This window comes from Alcanivorax hongdengensis A-11-3, from assembly GCF_000300995.1.
GTDB lineage: Bacteria > Pseudomonadota > Gammaproteobacteria > Pseudomonadales > Alcanivoracaceae > Alcanivorax > Alcanivorax hongdengensis.
In genome coordinates this window covers 13,010-30,758 of the sequence record NZ_AMRJ01000033.1, presented here as the reverse complement: position 1 = coordinate 30,758, position 17,749 = coordinate 13,010, and the positions used below count along the sequence as shown (strand labels likewise).

Genomic DNA, 17,749 nt, shown 5'->3' with positions numbered 1-17,749 from the left:
AGGTAAGATCAACCATTTAATCCGCTTACCCGAAAAAGGCGACCCAGCCCTGATCGGTGACTTCGCTGATCACCTCCCCGCTGTTTCGATCGATGGCAAGCCAGGCATCACCACCGGGACGGGGCAGGGCCAGATAAACCTCCGCCGCAGACCATTCTGCGGCCTTGTCGCCGGCCTCGATATCCAGTTGCTGCTTCAGCCAGTGTTGCAACTCAGCGGGCAGCGGGCCCTGTTGGCGGTGGTTGAGGGTCTCCAGCAGGCCGGCGGGCAGGGTGACTTCGCTCTCCCGGATGACCGGCTCGGCGCGGATGTCGGCGGCATGGTTGAGGGTGATGCCGGTGACACTGAAAAGCACCAGGCTGACCAGGCAGATTGCCGAGGTGATCCAGTGCCATTGGTGCAGTTGTTTCAGCCAGAAGGCCTTGCGTTTCTTGTTCACAACCCTGGAAGCCATTCGTGATAAGCGGCGCCGGGGCCGTTACAGCCGGACGCATGGAAACCGGCGCCGCCGGAGCGGGGACCCGGTAGTAATGTGGCAAGGAATGTAAAGGATAGGAGGGCGTAAAAGCAAATGATAATTTATATCATTTGCGATTGTGGCGGATGCCCCGGCCGGTCACAGAATGGCCGGCCGGGCGTGGGGTTACTTACCTGCCGCTTTCTTGCGCTCTGCCATTTTGGCGGCGTAGGCGTCGGCTTCGATGGCTTCCACGGTAATGGTCACATCCAGTTTGTCACTGACCATGGGCACGTAGGCGTCCATACCGAAGTCGGAACGCTTGAGGGTGGTTTCTGCTTCAAAGCCCACGGCGGGGGCGTTATCCCACATGGGGTGCTTGCCGCGCTTGTTCAGCTCGGATTCCAGCACCACCTGCCGGCTGATGCCGTTGACCGTAAGCGTGCCGACCAGATCGAACTCGTTGTCCTTCTTGTCCACGTTGATGATGCCGGTGCTCTTGAAGGTGATGTTGGGGTACTTCTTGGGGTGGAAGAATTCCGGTTTGCTCAGCAGGTGTTCGTCGAGCAGGGCCACATGGGTGTCCAGGCTTTTGACCGGGATGGTTACCTCCACGCTGGATTTTTCCGGGCTGTCATTGTCGGCCCGGATGCTGCCGGTTACCTGGGTAAAGTTGGCGCAGGGCTCGGAAAAGCCGAAATGCTTCCAGCAGAACTGCACCTGGGTGTGGCTCGGGTCCAGGGTGTACTCGGTGGTATCGGCGTGGGCCATGGGGCTGGCGAAAGCCAGGCCCAGAAGGGCAACGGGGGTAACGCGCATGGTAGCTTCCTTGTCCTGTTTGTGCGGAACGTTGTGTAAGCAGAAACTCAACGCTAGCGCGATTCGCCCGCGTTGGCGACCGCATGACTTGCACGGTTTATACAAAAAAACTGATGGGTAGCCACCATGCCCGGGCAGGCATGGCGGCCGCGGGGGTTACATGAAGGTTTCCACCCGCTGGCGGAAATCACTGTCGTACTGAGCCAGACGCATGATCTGGTTGTACTGGCCCAGGCTGATGTCGCTGTCCTTGATGGTGGTGACCATCTTCTGCTGGGCTTCCTGCTGCAGCTGCATGGCTTTTTTGGGTTCCTCCTTGTTGGCCTGCAGTTTGCCGGAATATTCCTTCTGCACTTCCAGCACTTGCTTGTGCGCCTGGGCGAAGTTCTGCAGGTCCTTGTCAGAGAAGCTGGAGGCATCCGGCAGCTGCTGCTGGGCTGGCGCCTGGCTGTGGCGGGGGGCGGTGGCCGGTGACTGGGCGTTCCCCGTGCCGGCGGCCAGGGCAGTACCCGCCAGGGCGCTGCTGAACAGGATAACGCTGAGGGTCATTACCGATTTTTTCATCACACTGTCTCCTTGCATGACTAACGACCGCCTTCCCGGCGGTACTTCCGGGGTGAATGCATCCGCAGACACCTGAGCGTTACGACAGGCCTGTGACGTCAAGTTCAGTAACGATTGTTACGTTGTGTAAATTTGCCGGTGCCGGCCCACAGTTTTCTGCCAATAGTTTTGCAAAAAAGCCTATGTAGGGCGTTAATGAAGGTGTGGCCTGTGAACATCAGGCAAAAAAATCGCAGGCATAACAATGCTGAAAAAAGGAGAGCAACATGGGAATGGATCGGGCAGGGCTGATCGCTCTGGCAGTCACCTCCGTCATTTTTTCCTCGTGTGCCCAGGCGCAGACCTATGAAGGGCATTTTTACGGCGGGGCTCAGTACAGCTACATGACGGTGGATCGGGGGGCTGTCAATAATGCCAGACTTAACGGATACACCCTCCGTGGCGGCGCGGTCTTGCATCAGCTGTTCAGCGTCGAAGTCCGGGCCGGCCAGGCCCTGGGCGATGATAGTTATCGCGATATCAAGGTCGAGAACGATTTTTACTACGGTGGTTATCTATTGATGACCTTGCCACTGGAGGGCCCGGTAACCCCCTATGGGATTGGGGGGTATGGTTACGTGGAGAATGACTTCAACGGCAATACACAGCGAGATGACGGCGCCTCCTATGGATTCGGCTTTGACTATGCCGCCGACAGTCACCTGGGCCTGAATCTGGAGTATTTGCGTTTAGCAGACAACGACTATACCCAACAGGAGCTGATCAGCCTGGGCGTAACTTATCACTTCTGAGTCAGGCATGATCCGGCGGATTGATGGCGTCATCCAGTCATATTCCCTGTGGTAATAAAAATAGCACCATATATTTCTTTATAATCTCTGATGGGGCGGTACCATGGCCACTCGTGAATTCCCCCGATCCGAGGTGAAGTGAACCATGGGCAGTGCACAAGTGATTACCCGCTTTGGCGACAATTCTGCCGGGCTCTCCAAAGATGCCCTGGCCGAGCTGAACGAGACCTACCGTTCGCTGAACTTTGCCGAGCGTATTCGCCGTGTCTACCAGGACTTCAATCCGGAAAAGATCATGGTGACGTCCTCCTTTGCGGCCACTTCGGCGTATTTTCTGCATATCATTTCCAGTATCCGTCCGGCTCAGAAGATTCATTTCATTGATACCGGCTACCACTTTCCGCAGACCCTGGAATACAAGGATTTCCTGGTCGAGAAGTTCAAGCTGGATGTGGTGGACGTGAAGCCCGACCCGGACCATCACCAGGTGTCCCTGGAAAACCGCATGTGGGAAACCGACCCGGATCTGTGCTGCCAGGTGAACAAGGTCAATCCGCTGGAAGAGGCCAAGGAGAACTACGATCTGTGGATTTCCAGCCTGATGGGCTGGCAGACCGAGCACCGTGCCAACCTGGAAATCTTCGAAGAGCGCCGTGGCATGATCAAGTTCAACCCCATGATCGATGTCACCAAGGAAGAGCGTGATGCCTACATCCGCGACCACGACCTGCCGTTCCACCCGCTGGTGGCGGAAGGCTACGATTCCATCGGTTGCAGCCACTGCACCTGGAAGGGCGAGGGCCGTGATGGTCGCTGGCAGGGCAACAACAAGACCGAGTGCGGCATTCACCTCTGAGGGTCGCCAGGTACGAAAAAGGCCGCTTCCAGCGGCCTTTTTCATGGGTAAGTGAGAGGCTCAGGCGGCCTGGTTTTTCTGGTAACCGTCCGTATCGCCGATCAGCTCATCCATCTCCGCCAGGAATTGGCGATTGTCGTGATCCCAGGGATGAAAGCCCGGTTTGAACCAGTCCAGCCAGGGGATGATCACCCGCCGCAGTCCGCCGGGCTTGAGCCACTGGAAGCTGATCGATTGCCACCAGCCCTTCAGATTGAACAGGTGGCCGGTCTTCCAGACATTGATGATGTAGAACGGGTAGAACAGCGAGAAAAAGATGGTGGTGGCCAGTACCAGGGCGCCGCAACGCAGCAGCCAGGCTTTGAGCCCGCGACCGAACACGGTTTCAAACACATCAAAGGCCACCGCCTTGTGCTCGGTTTCCTCCAGGGCATGCCAGTGCCACAGGCGCTGATAGGACTTGTCCGACCCTTCAATCAGATCCGGCTCGCGCAGCAGCACATCGGCAAGAATGGCGGTCAGATGCTCAAGGGCCACTGTAGCGGCCAATTGCAGGGCCATGGGCCGATGCCGCGCAATGTGATCCAGCAGCTTGGACACAATGGCTTCCTGACGGTCCACCGGCAGGCCGGCTTCCACCATCTTCTGGTTATAGGCTTCGTGCTCGCGGCCGTGCATGGCTTCCTGGCCGATGAAGTTACGTACCGCCTCCTGCAGCTCCGGGTCACTGATCTGGTCACGGTAATGGCGCACGCTGTTGATGAAGAAGCGTTCGCCCTCCGGGAAAAACAGCGACAGGGTATTGAAGAACTGGGTCACGGTGGGGCCCTTGCTGTGCCAGTTCAGCACCTGCTCATCGGGCACATGAAACTTGAGATTCCGCCGTGTGGGCATGATGTGAAATTTCATTGTTATCATCCTGGTCCGTAGCGCTGTCTTTCACTTAACGCCGAATTGGGGCCAAATACAAGGCAACTGTGACAGTCAGCTACGTAAATAAAACAAGGGGCTGCAGCCCTTTACGGGGGCGGGCTGTGGCGGTGGTTTGCGGCCACGGAGCCAGAGGTACCGGCAGAAAAGGGCGCGTCCTTGTGTGCCGGTTGATACCGGCAGTAACGCTCCGCAGCCATTGGCAAACCGGCACGGCAATGATCTGATGGAAGCAACAGGAACGCGGAGACAGGGATGAAGCGATTTATCGCGCCGCTGGTCTTGCTGGTGGTGGCGACGCTGGTGTTGCTGGCCGGCTATCTCACCGGTTATCTGGGCCGTGAATGGCCACCGGCCAATGGCCTGCAGGTGCTCTGGGAGCCTCTGCCGGAAACCGATCGGCAGGGTGTACTGACGGGGCTGGAATCACCCGGGGAGCAGTTGGTGGTTCGCCTTTACGAAGCAGACCGGCGCACCCGCTGGCAGGCCAAATCCGACCGTTATCAGCTGGATATCCGCCGCCGAGGGCCTTCCGTGTTCGTGCTCGACATCACCACCTACCAGCGCCGTAACGGCGCCGCCGTGGCGCGCCATCTGCGCACCGCCATTGATCTGCCCGCTGGCAACGCCCGGGTGGCCCGCTATCGGGTCCCCGGGCAGCAGATCGTGGTGGAGCGGGTGGAACAATAGCCGGCACGGGGGCATGCCGGCACTGACTCAGAACTGATAGCGCAGCCCCACGCCGAGCATGTCGATCTTGGCATCGTTGTCGAAGTGCATGTACTCACCGTAAACGTACAGCTTGTCGAGCAGGTCCACCGTGGCGCCCAGGCCGCCGAACGGGTCGGTGGAGTCGGCGTTGTCATCACTGCCGTGCTTCACATCGAAGCTTGTGTCGGCCACGCCGCCCTTGGCATAGACGCCGACCGGCCCCAGCTCCAGACTCAGCAGGCCGGCCAGTGTGGTCGCGCCACCTTCGATGGAGGCATTGGAATTGTCGGCCTTCAATTTGCCGAAGTCATAGTAGCCGGCTTCCACGCCGATCAATTCAATGGGCCGCCAGCCGAGGAACAGGGCCCCGGTGGTGTCATCATCATCAATATTGAGCTGATCGACCTTTTCATCGGCGGCACTGTTGTACAGGCCGCCACCAATATAGATGCCACCGGCGTTGGCCAGCGGCGCGACGGACAAAAACGCGGCGGCGGCCAGCCATTGTGCGGATCCTTTCATGACACACTCTCCCTGATTCGAATCCCTGATTGAGGTATACACAGTATTGCTCAGTTTGACGCCAATGAGTACAGCCCTGCCGCAGACTGGCCACAACCCTGATAACGACGGATCAGAGCAGGAGAGAGCCCTTGAAAAGCCCACAGCCCCTGGAGGGCATCATCTTCGACCTGGATGGCACCCTGGTGGATTCACGCCTGGATTTCACCACCATCCGTGCAGAGCTGGCGTGCCCGGAGGGAGTCGGGGTGCTGGAGTTCATCGATGGCTTGCCAGCGGACCGGCAGCATCAGGCTCACCAGGTGGTCAAGCATCACGAACGCCAGGGGGCCGAGCGAGCCCGCTGGATGCCCGGTGCCCGCCAGTGCCTCCAGCAGGTACGGGATCAGGGGTTGCCCACGGCCATCCTCACCCGCAACGCCCGCGAGATAGCCCAGCTGACCATGGCGCGCCTGGGCATTGAGGTGGATGTGATGCTGGCCCGGGAGGACTGTGCTCCCAAGCCGTCTCCGCAGGGGTTGCTGATGATTGCCGCGCAATGGGGCTGTGACCCTCAGCGGCTGGTGTATGTGGGCGACTTTATCTATGACCTGCAGGCCGCCCGCCGGGCGGGCATGGCCGCCTGTTACTACGACCCGACCGACAGTGGCCGGTTTGTTGGCGACGCCGATTGGCACATCCGCCATTTCGATGAGTTGCTGGCGGGCGACTGATCGCACCGGCATGCCTGTTAACTGCCCGGCGGCTGTGTGATAATTCGCCGCCCCGCCCGCCGGGGTACCCCTGAAACACTGTCCATTGCTGATCACGATCAGCCGCATTTCTGCTTTCCAACCGGATCACTATTTTGCTGACAACCGCGAACCTGACCATGCAGTTTGGCGCCAAGCCACTGTTTGAAAATGTCTCCGTCAAATTTGGCAACGGCAACCGTTATGGCCTGATCGGCGCCAACGGCTGTGGCAAGTCCACCCTGATGAAAATCCTCGGCGGTGATCTGGAGCCGTCCTCGGGCAATATCTCCAAGGACCCGGACGAGCGTATCGGCAAGCTGCGCCAGGACCAGTTCGCCTACGAGCAGTACACCGTCATCGACACGGTGATCATGGGCAACGAGGAACTGTGGACCATCAAGGAAGAGCGCGATGCGATCTACGCCAAGGCGGAGATGAGCGAGGAAGACGGCATTCGCGCCGGTGAGCTGGAGGCGGAATTCGCGGAAATGGACGGCTACACCGCGGAATCGCGCGCCGGCGAGTTGCTGCTGGGCCTGGATATTCCGGTGGAGCAGCACTTCGGCCCCATGAGCGAAATCGCCCCGGGCTGGAAGCTGCGGGTGCTGCTGGCCCAGGCGCTGTTCGCCGACCCGGACATCATGCTGCTGGACGAGCCCACCAACAACCTGGACATCAACACCATTCGCTGGCTGGAGGATATCCTCAACCAGCGTCAGTGCACCATGATCATCATTTCCCACGACCGCCACTTCCTCAACAGTGTCTGCACCCACATGGCGGATCTGGATTACGGCGAGCTGCGGGTCTATCCGGGCAATTACGATGAATACATGACCGCCGCCACCCAGGCCCGCGAGCGCGTGCAGGCCGACAATGCCAAGAAAAAGCAGCAGATCGCCGAGCTGAAGACCTTTGTCAGCCGCTTCAGCGCCAACGCCTCCAAATCCAAACAGGCCACCAGTCGCGCCAAGCAGATCGACAAGATCAAGCTGGAAGAGATCAAACCCTCCAGCCGCCAGAACCCCTACATCATCTTCGAGCAGGACAAGAAACTGTTCCGCAACGCGCTGGAAGTGCATGGCCTTGCCAAGTCCTTCGACGAGGCGTTGTTCAGCGGGCTGGATCTGCGGGTGGAAGTGGGGGAGCGCATTGCCATCATCGGCCCCAACGGCATTGGCAAATCCACCCTGTTGCGCTGCCTGGTCGGTGACCTTGAACCCACCGCCGGCGAGGTGAAGTGGTCGGAAAACAGTGAGCTGGGTTACTACGCCCAGGACCACGCCCATGACTTTGCCGACGATATGGACCTGTTTGCCTGGATGAACCAGTGGGGTCAGGAAAAGGACGACGAGCAGGTGATACGCGGCACTCTGGGGCGCCTGCTCTTCTCCCAGAAGGATATCGGCAAATCCGTGAAGGTGATTTCCGGTGGAGAGCAGGGGCGCATGCTGTTCGGCAAGATCATGCTGCAGCGGCCCAACATCCTGCTGCTTGATGAGCCCACCAACCACATGGACATGGAGTCCATCGAGTCACTCAACCTGGCACTGGAAAACTACCCGGGCACCTTGTTGTTTGTCAGCCATGACCGGGAGTTCGTCTCCTCCCTGGCTACCCGCATCATCGAATTGACCCCCACCGGCATTGTCGACTTCCACGGTAGCTATGACGACTACCTGAAAAGCCAGGGTGTGGCCTGAATCAGCCACATTGCTGCTGACGGGCAAACAGCAACCCCACCCGGCCTCCCCTTGAAAAGGGGAGGAGGGCCCCTTGCCAGGCTGCAGCATCATCGACAATAAAGCCGCTGCACCAAACTCTCCCCCTCAATGAGGGGGAGCTGGAGGGTATCAAAGGTTCAGGTACCCCACCCGTCCTCCCCTTGAAAGGGGGGGGAGAGTCTCTTGCCAGGCTGCAGCATCATCGACAATAAGTCGCGGCACAAACTCTCCCCCTCAATGAGGGGGAGCTGGAGGGTATCAAAGGTGCAGGTACCCCACCCGGCCTCCCCTTGAAAAGGGGAGGAGGGTCTCTTGCCAGGTTGCGGCATCATCGACAATAAGCCGCTGCACCAAGCTCTCCCCCTCAATGAGGGGGAGCTGGAGGGGGTGCCCGGATTTCGGTCCTTGCCTTTGGAAGGTATTCACACCTGCCGTGGATCGCGCTGCATGGCCCAGTGCCGCACAGTCGTGCCCGGCATCAGCCCTTCATGGACAACCTGAAACCCGAAGCGCTGATAAAGCGACACATTGTCCGGGTTATGGGTATCCAGAAAGCAGGGCAAGGCGGCACTGTCAGCCTGTGCCAGCATTGGCTGCAACAGCTCACGTGACAGCCCTCGCCCCTGTTGCGTCGGGTCCACACCCAGCAGGGACAGATACCAGTGTGGCTGAGGTATCAGACGTCGGTGGAGTGTTTCCATGTGGTCACTGGCGCGAATCTGACGCAGCAGCGCCGCCGGCGATTGCCGCAGGGCCATGCGGGTCGCGCCGAAGCGAAGCATGTCCACCACACTGCGGTGGTAATGGTGGGAGGGTACCCAGACCGCCGCACCGTGCAGATCACCGTCTGTGATCACGATCTGCCCCTTGCTCCGGGCGTGGCTGGCCAGGAACCGGAAGGTTAAAAAGGCGTTGGCTTGCCGCGTTTCCGGGCGCGGGAAAAAATGGCGGAACAGCGGGTCTTGCTGAAAAGCCTTTGCCAGTACTCGGGCAATGGCGTCCACATCCGCACAGAGGGGAGTTGTCATTCCGGAATTCCATCAGCGATAAGCGACAAGCATAGCGCAACCGCTTGCGCCAGACAGGGGCCAGGTTGCAGCATGAAATTGTTATGTTATAACATTTCAAATTCTGCAATGGCTGCCTGACAGTGATCACAGCATGGCAGGTTGGCCGGAACTCGTTGCCGGGTTCGCGGGTCTTCCTAACGATCACAAACCTGGTGATCGGCCACCTCGGGCAGGCAGTCATCGTTTTCGTGAAAAGTTCACGGCATGGGTGGCCAGAACATCAGGAGTGAGCATGAGCGGTCTCAGCCAAACGCTGACCCGCGCTGAACAGCGATGTCAGCAGCAGGGTGGGCGCATGACAACCCAGAGGAAACAGGTTCTCGCGTTGCTGTTGTCCCAGGCGGGGCCGCAGTCCGCCTACCAGTTACTGGCGCAGTTCAAGCACCAGTACCAGGCAAATGCCCAGCCGCCCACCATTTACCGGGCGCTGGATTTTCTGGTCCAGCAGGGGCTGGCACACCGGTTGAGCTCCACCAACCAGTATCTGGCCTGTGGGCACATTACCTGCCAGCACGACCATCAGGGCACGCTTTTTCTGCTCTGTGATACCTGCGGTGGTGTTCAGGAAACCCCGTTGCTGAAGGGCGCGGTCAGTCAGTTGCAGCAGCAGCTGGGCCGGGAGGGCTTTCAAGTCCAGCACGAGCCATTACTGGAGATCCACGGTCGCTGCGCTTCATGCGCCGTGGCCTGAAAGGGCGGGCCCGCAAACAGCTCGAAGAGCAAACCGTTGTCGGTCAGCCCGCCTGACTGTAACCGCAGATGAGGGGACAGGGATGTCCCGCCATTGGGCCATGGTGCCCGCTACCGCAAGGAATTATCAGCGATTAACTGGTCGGGCCTGATTATTACCGGATGGCCCGAGTCATCCTTTGAATCGATAAAGAAGAGAACACTTTTACAATGACATCATCCCAACCCCTTGCCCCTCGCTATCGCAAATGGCTTTTGCCCGTCACCACCCTTCTACTGCTGTCAGGGTTGGCCCTTTACGGGTGGTTCCACGGCGATTCCTCGTCAGCCGGGCATAATGCCCCCCAGGCAGTCGAGACGGCTTCGCAAGGCGAGGCGCCATTGTCGATGACATCGCCCGGCAAGGCCCAGCCGGAAAACGCTGCCACCCCCGGCACGGTCACCCCGGCATTCCATAACGTGGAGTACACGGTCGAACCCGGCGATACCCTGGAAGCCATCTTCAATCAGCAGCAAATTCCGGGTAATGATCTCTACGGTGTGCTGGAAGCCGATGAACCCTATCTGGTGGTGGATGTGCTGCAACCAGGGGACAAGCTGGTGTTTCAGCTCGGCAAGGAGAACACCCTTCACAGCCTGTCGATACCGGTGGACCCCAGCAAAACCGTGACCTACCAGCGTGAGGAAGACGGGCACTTCGCCTACAGGGAAGCGGTTACGCCGACCCGCTGGGTCACCGATGTGGTCAGGGGCAAAATCAGCGGCAGCTTTTATGCCTCCGCCAGCCAGGCAGGTCTGTCCGACCAGACCATCATGACCATCGACCAGCTGTTCAAAAGTAAACTCGATTTCCGCCGTGACCTGCGTGCCGGAGATGCCTTCCAGATCGTCATCAAACGGGAAACCATTGACGGCAAACCCATTGGCAATAATCACGTACTGGCCGCGCACATCAATGCCCACCGCCGTGATATCAGCGCCTACCTGCATTCCGACGGCACCTACTACGATGCCAATGGCGATAATCTGACCCCGGCCCTGCTGCGCTACCCGACCCAAAAGCGTTTCCGCATCAGCTCGTCATTCAACCCCTGGCGGTTGAACCCGGTCTCTGGCCATTACGCGCCCCACAATGGCGTGGATTTTGCGACCCCCAAAGGGACCCCGGTGATCTCCACCGGCGATGGCAGGGTGGTGCGCACGGCAACCCACCGCTATGCGGGCAAGTACATCGTGATCGAGGAGTTCGGCCCCTATTCCACCCGCTACCTGCACCTGAGCAAGATACTGGTGCACCGTGGCCAGCATGTGTCACGGGGCCAGGTGATTGGTCTGTCCGGCAACACCGGCCGCTCCACCGGCCCGCACCTGCATTACGAGCTGCATATCAAGGGCAAACCGGTGAACCCGATTACCGCCGACATCCCCATGCTCAAGTCGATTCCCAAAACCGAACTGGCCGACTACCGCCGTCACGTGCAGACACTGCAGGCGATGATGTCCGATGCCACCGAACTGGCACAGCAAGATGCTGCTTATCGCGAAGGCGGTGATCAGGCAGTGTGCAGCAACAAGCAAGACAATTCGTCGTCTTGTTAAAGGGGGGGGGGGGGCATCTGATCTGCTCTGGGAGCGTATGCGGCAACGGTAGCGGCCAAGAGAGTGTGTTTGATTTTATCGCCACACGGACTGATAAAAAGTATTTTTATTCTTTTTTGTTATAAAAATGGATCATTCTGCGTATTCATCGGGGACGTTGAGCAGATTAAGGCATTTCTTATTAAGGAAATGGATGGATTAGTCTGCAATTATGCATATAGTTATATATGCGCAAGTTTTTGCTTTCTAAATATAAATAAACAGATAGAGGAAATTCGTATGTGGGGGAAAACTCTGGCCGGGGTTGCTCTGGCGAGTAGTGTTGTGTTGTCGGGTTGCGGGGGCGACAGTAGTTCCAGTCACTCGCAAAGCAGCACTGGGGAAGCGTATTTCGTCGATAATGCTGTTACCGGCCTGCAATATACGTGTGGTGATTCTGCCGAGGTCAAGGTAACCGGTGAGCAGGGGGTTCTTACTTGTGATGTGGGAGAGAAGGTCACCTTCAAAGTAGGAGACATCACCCTTGGCTCTGCCACCATGCAGTCTGGTACCAGTTTCATCACGCCGGCGACTCTTGCGGGCACTGGCGCTGATGAAACCAGTAATATGGTACTCAATCTGGCTCAGTTTCTGATGAGCCTGGATGCGGACGGTGATCTGTCCAATGGTATCCAGATCCCTGCTGGCGCGCAGGTCAATACTGGCTTGAGTCTCAATTTCGATCAGGACCCAACGGCTTTTGCGTCTGCTGCACAAACTGTTTTAAACGCGCTGACCCAGAGCGTGGATGGTGGGCCTTTCACGCTGGTTGACAGTTCTTCCGTTGAATCCCATGTGGTAATGGCCCTGTTCCTGGCCAATGCGGGTTTCTATGAAGGTAAAGTTCAATACAGTGCGAACGATTCCACTTACATGGCATTTCTGGTTTCCCGTGAGGGGGCGGCCTATGGGGTCAATCTGACCCAGAATGGTTTTTATGCGTCTGCTGCTTTTAATGAAGAAGCACAGTCTATGAATTCCCTGGGCGAGGGTACTGGTTTCAAGATCGACGGTGATACCGGTGCGACCTTCCTGCTCGATTCAAAATTTGCTAACGGCAAGGCACAGGGCAAATCGCCGGAAATGGCGTACCCTAAATTCACCGCCACCAGAACGCTGGCGTTTTCACCTACACTGGATGAGAGTCTGGTGGATCAGGTGAAAGCCATGATGCCTCTGGCAGTGGATCTTGGTGTCAACAGCGAGAAACTTTTGGTTTTGTCCGAAGAAGCCCTGAATGGCATGGCCTTCGGCGCCTTCAATGGTGGCACTCCTCATGCGGAAAACGAGTCCAACGAATTGGAGTACTGGTCGATCAATTATTCTGAAGTTGTCAGCGCCGAGAGAGGCAAGGTTAGATTGCTGGCCTTGGCCACAAACGGTTACCTGGCGGATATTACCATCGACCTCAGTGGCGAATCCCCGGTGGTAACCACTCACTGGAAGCAGTTATTCGAAAAAACCAGTGGCACCAGCAGCACCTTTTACCAGAACTATCAACTTGAGGGGCCCGGGCCGCTCTGATCGTTGAGTGGGTGTCTTTCGAGAGCATCAAGCCCCGGCATTTGCCGGGGCTTTTTTGTGCGTTTGAAGTTCAGAGCAACGCGAGCAATCTGGCTATAATGACTGGTCAGAATTTCACGCCAAGCCCGACCATGTAAACCCATGGGTCAATGGTTACATCTACCTTGGCAGCGGTGCTGCCAGCGGCTTTCACATCTGCGGTAGTATCAATATCGATGTGCCATACCGAGGCGTTGAACATCCACCTATCGCGTATCGGCACATCCACGCCCACCTCGTAGGCAATGCCGCTGGAATCGCTCAGTGACAGCGAGGTGGGGGCGCCCAGGGCGGTATCCAGTTCGCCGTCGGTTTTCTCGTCAAAGAAGAACGTATAGTTGTAGCCCAGCCCCACATAGGGCTGGAATGACTCGCTCACCGGCGGGGCGAATTGCAGCAACAGGGTGGGCGGCAATTGCCAGGTGGAGCCGATCTCCACGCCGTCCAGTGCTCCGCTGCCATGGATGTCGTGCTTGAAGGGCAGGGCACCCAGCACTTCCAGGCCAAACAGATCATTGATCATGTAGGTGGCACTGATCCCGGCACTGTAGCCATCATCCACATCGGCAATATCGCCCAGCGCTGACGACGAGTCACCATCCGGGGCAACCACCGCCGGGCCGAATCGAGCAATCACGTCATCGGCCTGATAGGCCAGGGCATGGCCACTCACCATGGCAACGCAGACGGCAAGAAGGGTCGGACGCAGGATTTTCATGGCAGACATTCCTTGTGAGTCGAAGTGTGCTGCCAGCTTGTCCGTTTGTTCCCTGTGCTTTGCTGATCTGGATCAGCTATAGGGTCAGTTATGCTGCCAATGGAGGCTTCACTTGATGCAGGTCAATCCGTGGGCGGGGCGCAGCCACCGGGCCGGGCTCAGGCCGCGGTGGATATGCGGTTCCAGGACTCCCGGCAGGGAGGGTCCGGGGTAATCAGGATTGCGTGGCTTGCTGGCGATTACCGTCATAGGGCTCACCACCACCGGGAAAGGCCAGGCGCAGATTCTTCAGCCAGGTGGTGCCGAACTGTCGCAGCAGCGACGCACTGTTGTAGGGAATGCCATAGCGGTCCGCCAGGGCGCGAACCCGGGGGGCCACTTCCTTGTAGCGGTTGCTGCACATGTCCGGGAACAGGTGGTGCTCGATCTGGTGTGACAGGTTGCCGGACAGAATATGGAACAGGCGACCGCCCTCGATATTGCACGAGCCCAGCATCTGCCGCAGGTACCAGCGTGCCCGCGTCTCGCCCTCAATCTGCTCCAGGGTGAAGTTGTGCGCGCCGGCGGGGAAATGCCCGCAGAAAATGATGATGAAGGCCCAGATGTTACGCATCAGATTGGCGATGGCATTGGCGCCGGCCACCATGGCAAAGACCATCAAAGGCGAGAAGGGCACATAAAACGAAATCGGGATCGCCACCAGCGCCGCTGCCAGCGGCCAGGCGATGTAGTCCTTGGCCACCTGACGCCAGATCTTGTAGCCGATGCGTTTCATCAGCGGTTTGAAGTCGGCAAACTTGTTCTTGCCTTTGAGGTGATCATCGATGGCCTGCTCATGCAGCGCGACACCCTCTTCGAACAACAGCATCAACAGAATGAAATAAACCGGTTGCAGCAGGTAGGCCGGCTTCCATTTCTGCATCGGCGTCACGCGCATGATGCCGTAACCCACGTCCAGGTCCTTTTCCAGCACATTGGTCCAGGTGTGATGCACCACATTGTGGGAATGCATCCAGCGGTCCGAGGGGCTCATGGTGTCCCACTCCCAGGTATTGGACTGGATTTCCGGGTCTTTCATCCAGTCCCATTGGGCGTGTAACACGTTATGGGCAATTTCCATGTTCTCCAGGATCTTGGCGACGCCGAGCATGACGGTGCCCAGTGCCATGATGCCCAGCATCACCGGCCAGCTGGCCAGTGCATGTCCCCATGCCGGGATGAAGAACAGTGACAGGTAAATGATGAAGCGGCCAATGACGGCCAGGCTGCGCTGGGTCTTGATCACCCGCAGGATGTAGGCACGGTCGCTGTCGCCGCGGGCGTCGAAGACCTCGTCTCGAATGGCATCCAGTTCGCGGCCGAATTCCTCGATTTGTTCGTCGGTGAGGTCCACCGGGTAACGATGACTTTTCATGGCCGTCTCCTCACAGGTCCAGTTCGCAATCGCCAGCGGCGGCGCAGATGCAGGTTTGTACGATGCTGCCGGCTTCGTTGAGGATCTCGCCGGTGCGCAGGTCGCGCACACATCCGGATTTGAGCGTGGTATTGCAGGTGTGGCAGATACCCATGCGGCAGCCGTGGGGCGGGTTCATGCCGGCGGCCTCGGCGACCTTGAGCAGCGGCGTTTCGCTGTCGCCCTCGGTGTCCACATTGCTTTGTGCAAAGCGTACGCGCCCACCCACGGCATCGGCGGGAATCTCCGTGAAAGGCGCCCGGAAGCGCTCGATATGCAGGTGGCGGCTGCGCCCGGCCTGTTCGAAACAGTGCTCCACGGCCTCCAGCAGGGCCGGCGGGCCGCAGGCGTAAACGTCACGCTCTTTCCAGTCCGGGCACAGGGCATCCAGCTGGGCGGTGGAAAATCGGGCGTGACGTTTGTCTTCGCCGTCACGGGTGTAGAGCAGATGCAGGTGATAGCGGTCGTGCTTTTGCGCCAGTGCCTTGAGTTCCTTGCCCAGCACCACATCGAATTCGTGCGGGGCATAGTGCAGGTGGCAGGTATCCGGCAGCCGACCCTGGGCGATCAGGCTGTTGAGCATGCTGAACGCCGGGGTGATACCGCTGCCGGCGGTGATGAACAGCGGTTGTACCGGTTGGGCATCGGGCAGATAGAAATCGCCCTGGGGCAGGCCGATGGGCAGATAATCCCCGACCTTGATATTGCGCACGATGTGGTGGGAGATGGTGCCCTTGTCGATGGCCTTGACGGTGATGGTAAAGCAGTCGTCATCGCGCTCCGGCGGCGAGGAAATGGTGTAGGTGCGGGTGTAGTGCTTGCCATTGGCGGGGATGCCGATACGTACATGCTGGCCCGCCCGGTGTCCGCGCCAGTTAAGGCCGGGACGCAGGGTCAGGGTGCGGGCGTCACGGGTTTCATCCCACACCTTTACCACCCTTGCCTGCAACTTGTGGGTGGTCCACAGGGGATTGACCAGCTCCAGATAGTGAGAGGTGCGCAGCGGCCAGGCGAAATAGTCAGTCAGGGTGCTCAGGCGAGACCAGATAGACGGTGCCGAACCCGGCGACGGCGGGGAGGGTTGACGCATAACGGTTCCTCTTGACGTTGTCATTATTCGAGGTTTTTGTCGCGCGCCCCGGCGTCCATTCACCGGGGCCATTGTGGCCGGGCGTTGTGGTACGAGCGGCCAAATCCGTTCATGTTGTCTGTGCTGTTACGGGGTTGCCCTGGCCGGTTGCAGGTCGGCGCCAGAGTGGCCTTCTCAATGAAAATAAAAGATAAAAACGCTATTTCATAATGAGTAAAAATGCCCCGTCACTGTTCTCGAGAGTAGAGGCGGGTGAACAGCCTTGTCCAGTCATGGGGCGCTTTTGACAATAGACGTGGTGAAAAGCCGGGAAGGGAAAGAGGATGCCGAAACGCCCCTCCTGATCGACAGGAGGGGGCGTATCACAAATGATCAGTGCTGCTGATCGGCGATACGCTCGCGGGCTTTCACGCGAATCGCTTCCTGGTCGGTGAACTGCTGCTCGCGCAGGGCGGCCACCTGGGCGTCACGGTCCGCTTCGGACAGATCGGTGTTGGCCAGCAGCGCGGCGCGCTGGGTCAGCCACTGGTCCACGCGCTGGTTGAATTGCTGGCGTTTGGCATCCAGCGTTTCCAGGCGGCTGGTGGCCTGGGGGCCGACCAGCTGTTCGCGGATCTGGTGCAGGGCGGCATCATCCTGACCTTCTTCGCGGCTCTGGGCCGTCAGGTCGCGCAGGGCCTGATAGCGCGTTACCTCGCTGATTTCCTCCTGCATGGGTGCCGGCAGTGAAGCGGTCAGGGCAGCAATGCGCCGGGCTTTCTGGTCGGCGCTGAGGCTGTCATCGCGCAACACCGCAAGGCGGTTGATGGCGTAGTCATCACGGACGGTCTGGCGGGCGAAGAAGGCCTGGCAGACGGTGCCATCCATATACTGCTGGCAGCTGTCGGCCACGGCCTGCTGCTGGGCGCGCACGGCATTCAGATCCAGCTGCTCGGCACTGACGCCGCCGGCCTGGGGAATGGTGGACAGGTTGTCCCGCCAGGCCAGGTAGCCATCCAGAATGCGGTTGGCCTGGTCTGCGGCACCCGCGGGCAGCTGGCTGGCCAGGTAGGCACGCATGCGCGCCACCACGGTGGCCAGATCCTCTTCGCCCAGCGTCGTCAGGAAGTAATCAAACACATCGCGAATGCCGGCATTGATGACCAGATTGCCGTCGGCGTCCACTTGCAGGCCATCCGGCACCCGGGTGCCCTCCAGGGAGGCGGGCAGGGTTTCCAGCCCGGTGACAAAGTGCGTGGCCGAGCCCGGGGTGGCCGAGGCGGAGGCGGCGGAGGCCAGCGTCCCGGTCGGCGCGGAGCGGGCTGCGGCGGCACCGGGCTGCTCCGGTTCCGGCTTGAGTAACCAGAGCGCCAGCGCCGTGATCAGCAGAAAAGCCGGCACTGCATAACGCAGTGACCGGCGAGCCGGGGACCCCATCAA

At 59.0% G+C, this 17,749-nt stretch carries 18 protein-coding genes; 8 read left to right on the top strand and 10 right to left on the bottom strand.

What is annotated here, in order from left to right:
- Positions 1 to 25: 25 nt before the first annotated feature.
- From A11A3_RS15160 to A11A3_RS15150, 3 genes are all read right to left on the bottom strand, one after another.
- Positions 26 to 454 (bottom strand): PepSY-associated TM helix domain-containing protein, encoded by a 429-nt coding sequence (locus A11A3_RS15160; protein WP_237738880.1) that lies wholly within the window; start codon positions 452 to 454, stop codon positions 26 to 28.
- A 189-nt stretch (positions 455 to 643) separates the two neighbouring features.
- On the bottom strand, positions 644 to 1,276 hold the full coding sequence (locus A11A3_RS15155; protein ID WP_008930209.1) for a YceI family protein: 633 nt from the start codon (positions 1,274 to 1,276) through the stop codon (positions 644 to 646).
- Between the two features lie 156 nt (positions 1,277 to 1,432).
- Entirely contained in the window at positions 1,433 to 1,840 is a 408-nt protein-coding gene (locus tag A11A3_RS15150) for a DUF4168 domain-containing protein (RefSeq protein WP_008930208.1), read from the bottom strand.
- Between the two features lie 266 nt (positions 1,841 to 2,106).
- Here A11A3_RS15150 and A11A3_RS15145 point away from each other — a divergent pair, with 266 nt between their 5' ends.
- Positions 2,107 to 2,631: a porin family protein gene (locus A11A3_RS15145; protein ID WP_157375760.1), complete on the top strand. Its 525-nt coding sequence runs from the start codon at positions 2,107 to 2,109 to the stop codon at positions 2,629 to 2,631.
- Positions 2,632 to 2,776: 145 nt separating this feature from the next.
- Positions 2,777 to 3,487 (top strand): phosphoadenylyl-sulfate reductase, encoded by a 711-nt coding sequence (locus A11A3_RS15140; RefSeq protein ID WP_008930206.1) that lies wholly within the window; start codon positions 2,777 to 2,779, stop codon positions 3,485 to 3,487.
- 60 nt (positions 3,488 to 3,547) lie between these two features.
- Here the strand turns inward: A11A3_RS15140 and A11A3_RS15135 are convergent, their stop codons facing one another.
- Complete coding sequence (locus A11A3_RS15135; protein WP_008930205.1) at positions 3,548 to 4,396, bottom strand: metal-dependent hydrolase; 849 nt, start codon at positions 4,394 to 4,396, stop codon at positions 3,548 to 3,550.
- Positions 4,397 to 4,672: 276 nt separating this feature from the next.
- Between A11A3_RS15135 and A11A3_RS15130 the strand changes: the two genes are divergently transcribed.
- The gene (locus A11A3_RS15130; RefSeq protein ID WP_008930204.1) at positions 4,673 to 5,107 is read left to right on the top strand and encodes a hypothetical protein; all 435 of its coding nucleotides are present in this window, start codon (positions 4,673 to 4,675) and stop codon (positions 5,105 to 5,107) included.
- 27 nt (positions 5,108 to 5,134) lie between these two features.
- Here the strand turns inward: A11A3_RS15130 and A11A3_RS15125 are convergent, their stop codons facing one another.
- Positions 5,135 to 5,650: an outer membrane beta-barrel protein gene (locus A11A3_RS15125; RefSeq protein WP_008930203.1), complete on the bottom strand. Its 516-nt coding sequence runs from the start codon at positions 5,648 to 5,650 to the stop codon at positions 5,135 to 5,137.
- A 131-nt stretch (positions 5,651 to 5,781) separates the two neighbouring features.
- On the opposite strand from A11A3_RS15125, the gene A11A3_RS15120 reads away from it, so the two are divergent.
- Both A11A3_RS15120 and A11A3_RS15115 read left to right on the top strand, forming a co-directional pair.
- Complete coding sequence (locus A11A3_RS15120; protein WP_008930202.1) at positions 5,782 to 6,363, top strand: HAD family hydrolase; 582 nt, start codon at positions 5,782 to 5,784, stop codon at positions 6,361 to 6,363.
- Positions 6,364 to 6,497: 134 nt separating this feature from the next.
- Entirely contained in the window at positions 6,498 to 8,087 is a 1,590-nt protein-coding gene (locus A11A3_RS15115) for an ABC-F family ATPase (RefSeq protein WP_008930201.1), read from the top strand.
- Positions 8,088 to 8,530: 443 nt separating this feature from the next.
- Here the strand turns inward: A11A3_RS15115 and A11A3_RS15105 are convergent, their stop codons facing one another.
- The gene (locus A11A3_RS15105; RefSeq protein WP_008930199.1) at positions 8,531 to 9,136 is read right to left on the bottom strand and encodes a GNAT family N-acetyltransferase; all 606 of its coding nucleotides are present in this window, start codon (positions 9,134 to 9,136) and stop codon (positions 8,531 to 8,533) included.
- A gap of 274 nt (positions 9,137 to 9,410) precedes the next feature.
- Here A11A3_RS15105 and A11A3_RS15100 point away from each other — a divergent pair, with 274 nt between their 5' ends.
- The 3 genes from A11A3_RS15100 (at position 9,411) to A11A3_RS15090 (ending at position 13,030) form a co-directional block, all read left to right on the top strand.
- A complete protein-coding gene (locus A11A3_RS15100) occupies positions 9,411 to 9,869 on the top strand; it encodes a transcriptional repressor (RefSeq protein WP_008930198.1) in 459 nt (152 codons plus the stop codon).
- A 386-nt stretch (positions 9,870 to 10,255) separates the two neighbouring features.
- Positions 10,256 to 11,467 carry a peptidoglycan DD-metalloendopeptidase family protein gene (locus A11A3_RS15095; RefSeq protein ID WP_008930197.1) on the top strand — a complete coding sequence of 404 codons (1,212 nt, stop codon included), beginning with the start codon at positions 10,256 to 10,258 and terminating at the stop codon, positions 11,465 to 11,467.
- Positions 11,468 to 11,536: 69 nt separating this feature from the next.
- Positions 11,537 to 13,030: a hypothetical protein gene (locus A11A3_RS15090; RefSeq protein WP_157375753.1), complete on the top strand. Its 1,494-nt coding sequence runs from the start codon at positions 11,537 to 11,539 to the stop codon at positions 13,028 to 13,030.
- A 106-nt stretch (positions 13,031 to 13,136) separates the two neighbouring features.
- Here A11A3_RS15090 and A11A3_RS15085 read toward each other — a convergent pair whose 3' ends face one another.
- The 4 genes from A11A3_RS15085 to A11A3_RS15070 all read right to left on the bottom strand — a co-directional run bounded on the left by A11A3_RS15085 (position 13,137) and on the right by A11A3_RS15070 (position 17,746).
- The gene (locus A11A3_RS15085; RefSeq protein ID WP_008930195.1) at positions 13,137 to 13,787 is read right to left on the bottom strand and encodes an OmpW/AlkL family protein; all 651 of its coding nucleotides are present in this window, start codon (positions 13,785 to 13,787) and stop codon (positions 13,137 to 13,139) included.
- 214 nt (positions 13,788 to 14,001) lie between these two features.
- A complete protein-coding gene (locus A11A3_RS15080) occupies positions 14,002 to 15,201 on the bottom strand; it encodes a fatty acid desaturase family protein (RefSeq protein WP_008930194.1) in 1,200 nt (399 codons plus the stop codon).
- A gap of 10 nt (positions 15,202 to 15,211) precedes the next feature.
- A complete protein-coding gene (locus tag A11A3_RS15075; RefSeq protein ID WP_008930193.1) occupies positions 15,212 to 16,330 on the bottom strand; it encodes a ferredoxin reductase in 1,119 nt (372 codons plus the stop codon).
- A 372-nt stretch (positions 16,331 to 16,702) separates the two neighbouring features.
- On the bottom strand, positions 16,703 to 17,746 hold the full coding sequence (locus A11A3_RS15070; protein WP_008930192.1) for a lipase secretion chaperone: 1,044 nt from the start codon (positions 17,744 to 17,746) through the stop codon (positions 16,703 to 16,705).
- Positions 17,747 to 17,749: the final 3 nt, after the last annotated feature.